The organism is Inquilinus ginsengisoli (genome assembly GCF_031453975.1).
GTDB classification, from domain to species: domain Bacteria; phylum Pseudomonadota; class Alphaproteobacteria; order DSM-16000; family Inquilinaceae; genus Inquilinus; species Inquilinus ginsengisoli_A.
This window is the reverse complement of sequence record NZ_JAVDPW010000003.1, coordinates 467,754-480,486: the sequence shown is the minus strand read 5'-3', so window position 1 is coordinate 480,486 and position 12,733 is coordinate 467,754. Positions and strand designations below refer to the sequence as shown.

Below are 12,733 nucleotides of genomic sequence, written 5' to 3'. Positions count from 1 at the left end.
CGGATCAGGTCGGCCGGGTCACTTCGGCCAAGTCACTTCGGCTGGATCAGCGCATTGCCCTGTTCGACCAGCTGGTGCGCCGCCTGGTCGAGCGTGAGGTTTCCGAAGGCCAGCTCGTCGGAGGTGCGGCGCACGACGTTGCGGTCGAACTCCTGCGACCCCTTCGGCACCGGCGGTGGATAGGCGCTGACCTTGTCGGCGAGGTAGTTGACGTATTCGACCGACGCCCGCTCGGTCTCGTTCAGCTGCGGCAGGATCGCCTCGCGCACCTTGGGCGACATCGGCACGCCGCGCTCGACCCCCAGGATCTTGCCGGCCTCGATATCGTTGACGAAGAAGTTGATGAAGGCCGCCGCCGCCTCGCCGTTCTTGCTGGTGGCGCCGATGCTCCAGATCAGCGCCGGCCGGTAGTAGTGCCCCGAGGGAGCGCCGCCGCCGGCAGAGGGCACCATGGTGATGCCGAGCTTGTTCGGCATCACCGCCTGATAGCCGACCAGCTGGTTCGAATAGGTGAAGCCCATCGCCGAGCTGCCGCGGCTGAGCGGGTTGGTCTCGATGATGTTCTGCTCCTGGGTCTGCACATCCGCCGTGACCGTGCCGTTGCGGCCGCGCAGGTCCTCCCAGTAGGCGTACCATTCCTTGGCGTCCTCGACCCCGAAGCCGAGCGGCCCTTCCTCGGTGAACAGGGCCTTGCCGCGCTGGCGCAGCCAGACGTCCAGCACCGAGGCGTAGCGGGCGCCGTAGGGGGCGCCCCAGAACTGGTCCTTGCCCACCGCCTTGGTCAGCTCGACCGACAGGTCGGCGAACTGGGCCCAGGTGGTCTCCGGCGTCGGCGCCGGCAGGCCGGCCTTGGCGAAGACTGCGGTGTCGTAGAACATCGAGAACGAGTTGAGGCCTAGGCCGATGCCCTGGATCTTGCCGTCGACCTTGCACAGGTCCAGCACCTTGGTGCCGAAGGCCTCGACGTCCAGCGGCTTGGGGATGAACTGGTCCAGCGCCATGGTGGCGCCGCGACGAGAATAGTCGGAGATGGTGCCCGGCTCGAGCTGGAAGATATCGGAGATGTTTCGCCCGGCCATCTGGGTCGACAGCTTGGTCCAGTAGGCGTCGCCGGTGACCGCCTCGCCGACGATGGCGACGTCGGGCATCTTCTGCTTGTACAGCTCGGCGACACCCAGGGTGCGCTTGGCCCTGTCCTGCGACCCCCACCACGCCATGCGCAGCCGGGCCTCCTCGGCCCGGGCGGCGCCGGTCCCGAGGGACAGCGCCGCGGTGGCGGCGATCGAGGTCTGCAGGAACGAACGGCGGTTCAAAGCCTTCATCGACTTGCCTCCCCTTAGGCGCGGCAGACGCTTGAGCGCCGCCTCTGTTATAACCGTTTGGTTACTTATTATTGATCGCCCCGCCGCGATGTCAAATGCTGAATGACACCCCAGGCGCCGCTTGGTCCGGCAGTTGGATGTAACCAATTGGATATATCTGAGGAAAGCCCAGAGTCCGACTCAGCGGACCGATACGCCCTTGCCGAAGCGCTTCTCGATCCGGGCCTGCACCAGCTCGAACACCGCGGACATCGCCCAGTAGATCAGCGCCGCGACGATCAGCATCTCCATGTATTTGAACTCGGCGCGGCCATGGGTCCGGGCCAGGAACATGATCTCCCAGACCCCCATCACCGAGACCAGCGACGAATCCTTCAGCATGGCGATGAACTGGTTGCCGGTCGGCGGGATGATCAGCCGCATCGCCTGCGGCAGCACCACCAGCCAGGTCACCTCCCCCGGCTTCAGGCCGAGGGACCGCGCCGCTTCCGACTGCCCGCGCGGCACCGACAGGATGCCGGCGCGGAAGATCTCGGCCATGTAGGCGCCGTAGCACAGCGACAGGGCGATGATACCGGCCGGGATGGCGTCGATGACCAGGCCGAGCTGCGGCAGGCCGAGATAGATCAGCATGGTCTGAAGCAGCAGCGGCGTGCCGCGGAAGAACGAGGTGTAGAAGGTGGCGAGGCCGTAGGCGGGGCCGCTGTCGGACAGCCGCGCCAGCGCCACCGCCAGGGCGATCACGGTCGAGAGCGTGATCGAGACCAGGCAGATGAACAGGGTCAGCGCCGCGCCCTGGATGAAGCCGTCATGCAGCTGCAGCCCGAGCAGGATCGGCGCCCGCTGGAGCATGAAGCCGTAGCTGAGCCGGAAGCTCCAGCAGAAGGCCAGGAACAGGCCGATCAGCTCGATCCAGACGATCACCGCCTGGAGGCGGAACGGCAGGTGGGACAGCAGCCAGAAATTCACCACCACCAGGGCGGCGAGCCCGGCGATGACGAGCCAGGGCCCCACCCCCTGCCCCGTAGGCGAGGCCAACGCCGGCACGATCTCGGCCAGCCGGGCGACGACGCCGCCATAGTCGAAGCCCGCCAGCAGCCCGGCGGCGACGAGGAACAGCAAGGCACGCAGCACCAGCGGCCGCGCCAGGGCCTCGAAGAGGCGGATCATCCGCCTGCGGTCAGGACGCCGGCTTGGTCAGGTCCACCCCGTACCATTTCATCGAGAGGCTGGTCAGGGTGCCGTCATCCTGCATCGCCTTGACGATCTCGGCGAGCTTGGCCTTCAGCTCCGGGTCGCCCTTCTCGATCGCGACCGCCAGCGGCTCGTAGTACAGCGGCGCACCGACCACCCTGAGGGGATAGCCGTTCTTGATCGCGGCCTGGATCGTCGGCAGCGCCGTCATCGCCGCGTCGAGCCGGGTGCCATCGCCCAGCTTGAGGTCGTCCAGCGCCGGGACGTCGGTGTCGTAGGACTGGATCTTGGCGTCCTTGATCACGAACTCGAATGGCGGGGCACCCTCGGCCTCGATCGCCAGGTCGCCATGCAGGTAGTTCTCATAGGTGGTGGCCGCGCCGACGCCGATGCGCTTGCCCGAGGCGTCGGCCGGGGTCTTGATCGTGGTGTTGGCCGTGTTCACCGCCAGGGCGGCCGGCGTGTAGTAGTAGATCGCCGGGAAGTCCAGCACCTCGGCCCGCGGCTTGGTCGGGGTCATCGACCCGACCGAGACGTCCCAGCGCCCTGCCCATTTGCCGGAGACGATGGTCTCCCAGCCCGGGGTGACGAATTCGATCGAGACGCCGAGGCGCTTGGCGATCTCGGTGCCGACATCGATGTCGAAGCCCTCGAACTGGTTGCTGGCGTTCAGCGAGGATTGCGGCGGGTATTCCGGATCCGTCGACATCACCAGCTTCTTGGCCTGCGTGATCCGGTCGAGCACGGCGCCGGCGAAGGCGGGGCCAGAGGACAGGAGGCCGATGGCGGCGGCGGCCAGAACGATGCTGCGCAGACGCATGTCACTCTATCTCCCTGATGCGGCTTCGACGACGCCTCTTCCCGGGCGCTCCCGTCTCCGCGAAGCCTAGTCCCGCGCAGCCACGCCCGACAATCGGGAACGCGCCCCGGCCAGGCGGCCCGGATCAGCGGGCGTCGAGCGGCACCGTGGTCGCAGCCGCAGGGCCGCGGCCGGGCACCGCCGACACCGCCGCCCGACGATGCGCCCCCAGCCGGGATTCGAGCCAGCCGAAGCCGCGGGCGATGATCCAGGTCAGCACCAGATACATCAGGGCCGCGGTCAGCAGCGGCTCGTAGGTGCGGAAGGTCTGGGCGCGGACAATGTTGGCCTCGCCCATCAGGTCGCGCACCGTGATGGTGAAGACGATGGCGCTGGCCTTGAGCAGCAGCACCGTCTCGTTGGCGAAGATCGGCAGGCTCTGGCGCAGCGCGATCGGCAGCACGATGCGGCGCATCATCAGGCCCTGCCGCATGCCGACCGAGCGCGCGGCCTCGACCTCGCCGCGCGGCACCGCCTGGATGGCGCCGCGCAGCACTTCGCCGGAATAGGCCGCGGTGTTGATGCTGAGCGAGATGAAGGCGCACCAGACGGGATCGCGCAGGATCGGCCACAGGACGCTGTGGCGCACCCCCGGGAACTGCGCCAGGCCGTAATAGATCATGTACATCTGCACGATCAGCGGCGTGCCGCGCATGAACAGGATGTAGAGGAAGGCCGGCGCCTTCAGCCACCAGTGCCGCGACACCCGGGCCAGCGCCACCGGCACCGCCAGGGCGTTGCCACAGATCATCGTGGTGACGACCAGGAAGATTGTCACCAGCACGCCGTTGAAGAGGTTGCCCAGGATGCGCTGGATGAAATCGAAATCCATGGCTCAGGACCGCCGGTAGCCGCGGCCGTAGACCCGTTCGGCGAGCTGAAACAGCCCGACCGAGACGATGGTCAGCGCCAGGAAGATCAGGGCCACCACGGCATAGAAGGTGAAGGGCTGGCGGGTGGTCGCCGCCGCGGTCGCGGCGATGCCCAGCAGGTCGCGCATCCCGACCACGCTGATCAGGGCGCTGTCCTTCAGCACCACCACCCACAGGTTGCCCAGCGCCGGCAGGGCGAAGCGGATGGCCTGGGGCAGCACCACCTTGAAGAACATCACCGCGGGCCGCAGGGCCAGCGACTTCGCCGCCTCGATCTGGCCCGGCGGCACCGCCAGGATGCTGCCGCGGAACAGTTCGGTGGCATAGGCGCCGGCGACGAAGCCGAGCGAGGCGACCGCCGCGACGAAGGCGTCGATCTCGACCTCGACCCCCGGCACCACCAGGCCGATCAGCGCCCGCAGGCCCGAGGTGCCGCCATAGTAGACGAACAGGATGATCAGGATGTCGGGCACGCCGCGGACGATGGTGGTGTAGGCGTTGCCGAGCGCCCGGACCGGCCGGGGCCCGGCCAGCTTGGCCCAGGCCCCGAGCAGGCCGAGCAGCAGCCCGACGACATAGGAGGCGACGGCGATCTCGACCGTGACCACCGTCCCGGCCAGCAGCTGGCCGCCCCACCCCTTCTCCCCGAAGCCCAGCAGGGCGGCGAGATCCTCCATCCCCCGGCCTCAGCCGTAGATGTCGAAGCTGAAGTACTTGTCGTTGATCTTCTTGTAGACGCCGTTGGCGCGGATCGCCTTGATCGCGGCGGAGAACTTGTCGCGCAGGGCCGTGTCCTCCTTGCGGACGGCGACGCCGACGCCGTCGCCCATGATCGGATCGATGAAGGGCTTGCCCTTGACGTCGAAATCCGCGCCATCGGCCGACTTCAGGAAGGAATCCAGCGCCACCCCATCGGCCAGCAGCAGGTCGACCCGGCCCGCGATCAGGTCGAGATTGGCGTTCTCCTGCGTGTCGTAGGTCTTGATCGTGACGATGTCCTTGTACTTCGCCTCGATGTAGGCGGCATGAACGGTCGAGATCTGGACGCCGACCGTCTTGCCCTTCAGGCCTTCCGGCGAGATGTCGACTTTCTCGCTCTTGGGGCCGATGAACTCGGCCGGGGAGTTATAGTATTTGTCGCTGAAGTCGACGACCTGCTTGCGCTCGGCGGTGACCGACATCGAGGCGATGATGGCGTCGAACTTCTTTTCCTGCAGCGCCGGGATGATGCCGTCCCAGCTCTGGATCACCCATTCGCACTTGACCTTCATCTCGACGCACAGCGCGTCGCCAAGCTCGATCTCGAAGCCGTTCAGCTTGCCCTGGGCGTCGACCCAGCTGTAGGGCGGGTAGGATTCCGGCGTGGTGCCGATGCGCACCACATCCTGCGCCATGGCCGGGCCGGCAAAGACGGCCGCGGCCATCACCAGGCAGGCGGAGAGGGTCAGACGGTTCATTCGATCAGCGCTCCCTGTTTCTTGATTGGACGAAGACCGGCCCCTCAGGCTTCGAGGGGTCCCGGCCGCGCGGTCGCACTGCGCGAACCGCAAACCAGCTTCATCATGTCCTCGCCCGGCTTGGCCCGGCCGTGGTCGCGGCGGCTCATCACCAGCCCGGCCTGGGGGGCGCGCACGGGCACCGCCCCGCCCTCCTCGCCCGGCCGCACCAGGATGGTGGCGAGCAGGTCCCCGGCCTCGACATGGTCGCCCGGAACGCGGACGAAGCAGACCGCGCCGCCGACCGGGGCACGGATCATCTCGATGTGATCGAGCTCGGCCACCGGACCGGACCAGCGCCGCTGCGGCGGGTCGCCGGCGATGACGCCGCGCCCGGCCAGGAAGCGGAACAGCCCCTCGGCGTCCCGCTCGGCCAGCTCGGCATCGATGTCGGCCCGGCCGCGCAATTCGACCGTCGACACCACCTTGCCGGAAAGGTCGGCCCCGCTGCGCAGCCAGGGCGTGAGGCAGGCCTCGTCGAAGGCGCTGCCGGCTTCGCCGCCCCAGGCCAGCACAGCACCCGGGTCCATCGCGTCGGCCAGGTCCTGCATCCCCGGCCACAACGCCGACGGGATGTAGAGATACAGCAGCGAGACCTCGTCGCAATGCAGGTCGAGGATGATCTCCGACGGCAGGGCCAGGGTCAGCAGCTTGATCTTCAGCCGGGCGCCGGCCGACATCACCGCGTCGGGTCCCGCCAGCAGCGCCGGGTCGGGGCGGTCGATCAGCGGGAAGTCGCGGTTGAAATTGACCCGGGTGTCGAGGTCGTAGCGCCCCTGCCAGGCGCCGTGCAGCTGCTGCTGCAGCCCGATCGGGTTGGCCCAGGGCACGATGGTGATGTCGCCCTTGATGTCGCCCGCCGCCTCGGCCCGGCGCAGCCGGGCGCACAGGGCGTCGATGGTGATCACGCCCGGCAGTTCGTCGGCGTGCAGCGCCGCCTGCAGATAGGCCGGCGGTCCGTCGGCATTGCCCTTGAAGCGCAGCACCGGAATCCGCCATTCCGCGCCCGGCATGTCGCCGGGAATCAGTTCCCAGGATCGGTCCATTGCCTGCCTGCTCCCGTTCCCTGCTTTGCCGGCATCATGCCGCGCGCTTCAGCCGACGTCGCTTGAAATCGGCCAGGATTTCCCGTGCGGCATTGTGGCCCGGCGCCCCGGTGACGCCGCCGCCGGGATGGGTTCCCGATCCGCACATGTAGAGCCCTGGCACCGGCGCGCGGTAGTCGCCATGCCCCAGCACCGGCCGGGCCGAGAACATCTGGTCCAGCGACAGCGCGCCATGGAAGATGTCGCCGCCGATCAGCCCGAAGGTGCGTTCGAGATCGAGCGGGCTGTTGATCTGCCGGCCCAGCACCGAGGCCTTGAAGTTCGGCGCCCAGGCATTGACCGTGTCGATGACCAGGTCGGCCGCGGTCTCGCGATGGTCGTCCCAGCTGGCGCCGTCCGGCAGCTTCGGGTCGAAATGCTGGCAGAACAGGCTGGCGACGTGCTGGCCCGGCGGCGCCAGCGTGTCGTCCAGCGTCGACGGGATCAGCATCTCGACGATCGGCGTCTTCGACCAGCCGCCGGCCTTGGCGTCGAGATAGGCCTTGTCCATGTAGTCCAGGCTGGGCCCGAAGATGATGCCGCTGGTGTGGTGGTCGGCCAGGGTCTTGCCCGGCAGGCAGGTGAAGTCCGGCAGCTCCGACAGCGCGACGTTCATGCGGAAGGTGGCGGAGCCGCATTTGAAGCGCTCCATCCGTTCGCGGAAATCCTGCGGCAGCGCCGCCGGGTCGACCAGCCTGCCGTAGAGCAGCTTGGGGTTGAGGTTGGAGACGATGCAGCCGGCGCGGACGATGTCGCCGGCCTCGGTCACCACGCCGACGGCGCGGCCGCCTTCGACGATCACCTCGCGCACCCCGGCATCGGTGCGGATCACCGCGCCACGCGACGCCGCCGACTTGGCCATCGCCTGGGTGATCGCGCCCATGCCGCCGATGGCATGGCCCCACACGCCCTTCTTGCCGTTCACCTCGCCGAACACATGATGCAGCAGGACATAGCCGGTGCCGGCATGGCTGGGGCTGGCGTAGTTGCCGACGATGCTGTCGAAGCCGAACAGCGCCTGCACCACCGGCGTCTCGAACCAGCCTTCCAGGATGTCGGTCGCCGATTTGGTGAAGAGGTCGAGCAGGTCGCGCCGCATCACCATGTCGAGCTTGCGCAGCCGGTTGCCGAGCGAGCCGGCCTTGATCAGCTCCGGCAGCGCGCCGGACCAGCCGCCGGAGGCGACGTTGGGCGGGGTGCGCAGCACGATGTCGCGCAGCACGTCGGCGATGACGTCGAGGCGGTCGCCATAGGCGTCGTAGCGCTCGGCATCGCGGGCCGAGAACCGGGCGATCTCGGCCTTGGTCCGGCCCGGGCCGGACAGCAGGTAGCGGCTCTCATCCACCGGCAGGAAATTGGCCAGGCGCCGTTCGACCACCTTGAGGCCATGGCCGGGCAGGTCGAGGTCGCGGATCACCTTCGGGTTCAGCAGGCTGACCGTGTAGGCGGCGACGGAGTTGCGGAAGCCGGGATGGAACTCCTCGGTCACCGCGGCGCCGCCGACCACCTTGCGGCGCTCCAGCACCGTCACCTTCAGCCCGGCGGCGGCGAGATAGGCGGCGCAGACCAGCCCGTTGTGGCCCCCGCCGATGATCGCGACGTCGAAAACCTGTGTGTTCGCCATGTAGTCCCGCCGCACCGTTCTTTCGTATCGTCATCCCCGCGAAAGCGGGGATCTCTTCGTGACCTTACCCGTCGAGATCCCCGCTTTCGCGGGGATGACGGCGAAGGGTCCTTGGGTCACTCCGCCGCGAAGGCGGGCGCCTCGGACGGGGTGCGGCGCAGGCTCCAGCCCGGCGGCGGCGGCCGGTGCAGCCGGCTTTCCGGGATCAGCCGGCGCATCGCCCGGGCGAAGCTGCGCAGGCAGACCTCGGTGGTGCCGAGCGGGCCGACGGTGTAGCTGGACGACCCCATGCCGGCCTGGACCCGGTCGATCAGCGTCTTGTCCTCGAGGCTGACCGAGCGGTTGATCCGCCAGTTGAGGTAGCGCGCGGCCTTCATCTCGGGCCGGTGGTCCGGATGGACATAGGCGATCTCGCGGATCATCGTCTCGGTCGGCGAGACCGGGATGAACTGCATGAAGTCGATCTGGTCGGGATAGATGTCGATCGCGACGTTGGGCCAGAGCTTGAAGTAGGTCCACAGCCGCTGCCGCTCCGGCGGCAGATGCGGCACCTCCGGCAGGAAGTGCTGATAGGCCCGCTCCGACAGCACGGCCGACGGCCGGTCCTGCAGCTGGCCCCACATCTTGTCGACCCAGGGCCGGGCCTCGACCCCATAGCCGCGGCCGAACAGCCGGGTCAGGCCGGGATGGGCGACGGTGATGTGCAGCCCGTCGGAATAGTTGTCGGCGACGTTCTTCCAGTTCACCGAGCGCGGCCGCATCGTGACCCGGCCCAGCGGTACCATGTCCTCGATCCGGTACGCCGCCAGTTCCTCGCCATAGGGGCCCATCATCTCGGCGACGCTGGGCGTGCCCGGGGCGAGGCGGATGAAGACGAAGCCGGCGAAGACCTCGTGGTCGACCGGGACCAGCCCGTGGCTGCCGAAGTCGAAATCGCCGTAGCTGCCGCGCTGCGGCATGCCGATCAGACGGCCGTCATGCTCATAGGTCCAGGCGTGGTAGGGGCAGACGATGCGGCTGCCGCAATTGCCCTTCGGCCCGTCCAGCAGGCGCGCGGCGCGGTGGCGGCAGACATTGTGGAAGGCCCGCACCTGCCCGTCCCGCCCACGGACCACCATGATGGTCTCGCCGAGGAACTCGAAGGTGTGGAAGTCGCCGGCCAGTGGGATGTCGTTGAGATGGCAGACGATCTGCCAGGACGAGCGGAAGATCGCCTCCTGCTCGACCGCGTAGAATTCGGGGTCGCGATAGATCCAGGCCGGCAGGCTGACATCGTCATCCGGCTGCGGAATATCCTGGGTCGGCGCATCCCCGCGCCGCGGCATCGCTTCGATCATCGCTGGCCTCCCTCGGCCTTGCCGGCCGCCTTGTTATACGACCGTATAATAGGTGCGGGAGGCGGTCAATCATCCCCGTGCAAAAATCGCGCGGCGGCCGATCGGGCCTGCCGGCCGAGGCTTACAGCTGTTTCATGCCGGCTGGGACGTCGGCACCAAGGATTGAGTGGCTGCCCTCAGCGCGACCGGGCCGCGCCCTCGGGCCGGCGGTCGATCAGCCGCTCGATCTCCGCCATCACCTCCTCCGGCAGCGGCCCCTTCTCCAGCGCGCCGGCATTCTCCCGCACCTGCGCCGCCGACCGGAAGCCGGGGATCGGCAGGGTGCGGGGCGACTTCGCCCACAGCCAGGCGATCGCCCCCTGGGCCAGGGTGCGGCCGTCGGCGGTCAGGAGATGGCGGATCCGGGCCAGCCGGTCGGCGAAGTCCGGCACCACGCGGCCGTCCTTGAAATAGTCCATCCATTCGAAGGTGTTGGCCCGCACGTCATTCTCAGGCAGCGCCTGGCCGGCCACGAACTTGCCGGTCAGCAGCCCCATGGCGAGCGGCGAGCGGTTGATCGACAGCAGGCCATTGGCCACGATCACCGGCAGCATCCGCGCGGCATCGAAGAACAGGTTCATACCGTGCTGGACCGCGACGAAGCCGTCCCGCCCGGCATGGGCAGCTGCCCGGTCCGGGAAATCCGTGCTCCAGCCATAGGCGCCGATGGTGCCGGCGGCGCGCAGCTCGTCCAGCGTATCGAACACCTCGCCCGCCCGCTCGATCGCCTGTTCGTTGAGGTGAAGCTGCACCAGGTCGAGGCGGTCGCGGCGCAGCCGACGGCGCGATGCATCCACGGCGCTGCGGGTCTCGCGCGCCAGGTCGCCGTCGTCGATGCTGCCGGTCATCTGCTTCGTCGCCGGGTCGAAGCGGTTGCCCAGCTTGGTCGCGACCACGACGTCGTCGCGGCCGGCAATGGCCTGCCCCAGCACTGCCTCGGAATGGCCGGCGCCATAGACGTCGGCGGTGTCGAAGAAGCGAATGCCGAGTTCGAGGGCGCAGTGGATCGCCGCGGTCGATTCCGCATCGTCGACGGTGCCGTAGCCCAATGGCGTGTCGCCGGCAAAGAACGGGCCGCCGATCGCCCAGCAACCCAGGCCGAGACGCGGGATCTCGCGCCCATCCCACAGACGGATCATGGCGGCCGGATGCGGCTTGGGCTGATGGGTCATGGCAATTCCTTTTCACGGACGAAAGGTTCAGAGATCGTGATAACGGAGGCTATCGGCTATGATCCAGCCGAGAAACCCGCAGCTCTGCAATGATCGTTGCAAGAATGAAAAGCGCGCTCGACTGGGAAGACATCCGCCTGTTCCTGGCCGTCGCCCGCGGCGAGGGGCTCAGCGGCGCGGCCCGCCAGGCGGGGCCGAGCCCGGCGACGTTGGGGCGCCGCATGACGGCGCTGGAGCAGGGCCTGGGCCAGCGCCTGTTCATCCGCGAGCGCCTGGGCTACCGCCTGACCGAGGAGGGGCGCCAGTTCCTGGCCCAGGCGGAGGAGATGGAGGCGGCGGCGACCGGCATCGAGCGCTGGCGCGACGGCCTGTCGCCACGCCGCACGGTGCGGATCTCGGCCGGCACCTGGACCTCCTGGTTCCTCGCCCGCCACATCGATGCCCTATGGTCGCCCGACGAGCCCTGGTCGATCGACTTCGTCGCGGCCAACGCCCGGCTCGACATCGCCCGCGGGCAGGCCGACATCGGCATCCGCAACCGCCAGCCGGAGGAACCCTGGCTGGCGGGGCGGCGGACCGGCGACGTCGCCTTCGCCGTCTATGGCCGGCGCGCCGCCGCGCTGGGCGACCGCTGGATCGGCGTGACCGGCGACGGCGCCGTCACCCCCTCGGCCCGCTGGGTGGCGGAGCGGCACGCCGCCGCCACGGTGATGCGCGGCAACGATCCGCGGCTGATCCTGGACCTGCTGCGCCGCGGCGTGGGCCGGGCGGTGCTGCCCTGCTTCGCCGGCGACAGCGAGCCGGAGCTGGAGCGGCTGCAGCAGGTCGAGGAGCTGCGCCACCAGCAATGGCTGGTGCTGCACAATGACGAGCGCCGCCACCCCGCGGTCCGCGCCGTGATCGAGCGCATCGTCCGCCTGATGCGGGAGAACCGGGCGCTGCTGCGGGGCGGCGATCCCGCCGGCTAGGATGCCATCTCCTGCAGGGCCGTGACCCGCGCGTCGCCGAGCACGCTGCGGATGTGCCGCTCGACCATGCCGATCGCCTCCTCCGCCTCCAGCTCGATTCCCGGCCCGGCCTTCCGCAGCCAGGCGCCGTCGATCAGCACGCCGACCCCGAGCACGAACCGGGTCAGCTCGGCCCCCTGCAGCAGGCCTTCGACGCAGCTGCCCAGGTTGGACACCATGCGGCGATGGAACAGCCGCTGCAGGCGTTCGAGCTGCGGGTCCTGGCCGGCGACGGAAGAGAAGGACAGCCAGGCGCGGGCGGTGTTGCGGTCGAACACATCGGCCGGGAAGTTGCCGTGGACGATCGCCATCAGCCGGTCCCAGCGATTGCCCGCCGCCTTCATGTTCCGCACCACCGCGTCCATCACCACGCGGTTGGCGTAGCGGACCATCCAGAACAGCACCTCGTCCTTGCTCTTGAAGTAATAGGCCAGGATGCCCGGCGACATCCCGGCCTCCTGGCAGATGCGGGCGGTGGTCAGGCCGCCGATGCCGTGCTGCAGGAAGGCGCGGTAGGCGCCCTCGATCAGCTCGCGACGGCGGATTTCCTCGATCGGCTTTCGCATGGCTCTCCCCGGCCCTCGTCGCCAGCTATATTAGCGTTCAGTTTTTTATATGAACGTACAAAAAACTGAATTGACAAAAAATCCCGCTGTGCTTGGCTAGGCCGGGGTCGAAACGGCCGCGCAGACGGCCAGCCCCGCAACCGATTCATCGGGAGGCTGT

The 12,733-nt window shown here is 68.6% G+C and carries 12 protein-coding genes; 1 reads left to right on the top strand and 11 read right to left on the bottom strand.

Annotation, left to right across the window (positions count from 1 at the left end):
* Positions 1-32 precede the first annotated feature (32 nt).
* From E9232_RS09975 to E9232_RS09930, 10 genes are all read right to left on the bottom strand, one after another.
* On the bottom strand, positions 33-1,322 hold the full coding sequence (locus tag E9232_RS09975) for an ABC transporter substrate-binding protein (protein WP_309793780.1): 1,290 nt from the start codon (positions 1,320-1,322) through the stop codon (positions 33-35).
* 180 nt (positions 1,323-1,502) lie between these two features.
* Positions 1,503-2,492 carry an amino acid ABC transporter permease gene (locus E9232_RS09970; protein WP_309793779.1) on the bottom strand — a complete coding sequence of 330 codons (990 nt, stop codon included), beginning with the start codon at positions 2,490-2,492 and terminating at the stop codon, positions 1,503-1,505.
* Positions 2,493-2,502: 10 nt separating this feature from the next.
* On the bottom strand, positions 2,503-3,336 hold the full coding sequence (locus tag E9232_RS09965; protein ID WP_309793778.1) for a transporter substrate-binding domain-containing protein: 834 nt from the start codon (positions 3,334-3,336) through the stop codon (positions 2,503-2,505).
* A gap of 124 nt (positions 3,337-3,460) precedes the next feature.
* Positions 3,461-4,207: an ABC transporter permease gene (locus E9232_RS09960; protein WP_309793777.1), complete on the bottom strand. Its 747-nt coding sequence runs from the start codon at positions 4,205-4,207 to the stop codon at positions 3,461-3,463.
* 3 nt (positions 4,208-4,210) lie between these two features.
* The gene (locus E9232_RS09955) at positions 4,211-4,924 is read right to left on the bottom strand and encodes an ABC transporter permease (RefSeq protein WP_309793776.1); all 714 of its coding nucleotides are present in this window, start codon (positions 4,922-4,924) and stop codon (positions 4,211-4,213) included.
* A 9-nt stretch (positions 4,925-4,933) separates the two neighbouring features.
* Positions 4,934-5,704 carry a transporter substrate-binding domain-containing protein gene (locus E9232_RS09950; RefSeq protein WP_309793775.1) on the bottom strand — a complete coding sequence of 257 codons (771 nt, stop codon included), beginning with the start codon at positions 5,702-5,704 and terminating at the stop codon, positions 4,934-4,936.
* A 44-nt stretch (positions 5,705-5,748) separates the two neighbouring features.
* On the bottom strand, positions 5,749-6,789 hold the full coding sequence (locus tag E9232_RS09945; protein WP_309793774.1) for a succinylglutamate desuccinylase/aspartoacylase domain-containing protein: 1,041 nt from the start codon (positions 6,787-6,789) through the stop codon (positions 5,749-5,751).
* A gap of 34 nt (positions 6,790-6,823) precedes the next feature.
* Complete coding sequence (locus E9232_RS09940; protein WP_309793773.1) at positions 6,824-8,452, bottom strand: phytoene desaturase family protein; 1,629 nt, start codon at positions 8,450-8,452, stop codon at positions 6,824-6,826.
* Between the two features lie 116 nt (positions 8,453-8,568).
* Positions 8,569-9,789, bottom strand: coding sequence for an aromatic ring-hydroxylating oxygenase subunit alpha (locus E9232_RS09935; protein WP_309793772.1), 1,221 nt, complete (start codon positions 9,787-9,789; stop codon positions 8,569-8,571).
* 176 nt (positions 9,790-9,965) lie between these two features.
* Positions 9,966-11,000: an aldo/keto reductase gene (locus E9232_RS09930; protein ID WP_309793771.1), complete on the bottom strand. Its 1,035-nt coding sequence runs from the start codon at positions 10,998-11,000 to the stop codon at positions 9,966-9,968.
* Positions 11,001-11,104: 104 nt separating this feature from the next.
* On the opposite strand from E9232_RS09930, the gene E9232_RS09925 reads away from it, so the two are divergent.
* The gene (locus E9232_RS09925) at positions 11,105-11,968 is read left to right on the top strand and encodes a LysR family transcriptional regulator (RefSeq protein WP_309793770.1); all 864 of its coding nucleotides are present in this window, start codon (positions 11,105-11,107) and stop codon (positions 11,966-11,968) included.
* On the opposite strand, the gene betI is transcribed toward E9232_RS09925, so the two are convergent.
* Positions 11,965-12,573, bottom strand: coding sequence for a transcriptional regulator BetI (gene betI / locus E9232_RS09920; protein WP_309793769.1), 609 nt, complete (start codon positions 12,571-12,573; stop codon positions 11,965-11,967). The two genes, E9232_RS09925 and betI, sit on opposite strands and share 4 nt — an antisense overlap.
* Positions 12,574-12,733: the final 160 nt, after the last annotated feature.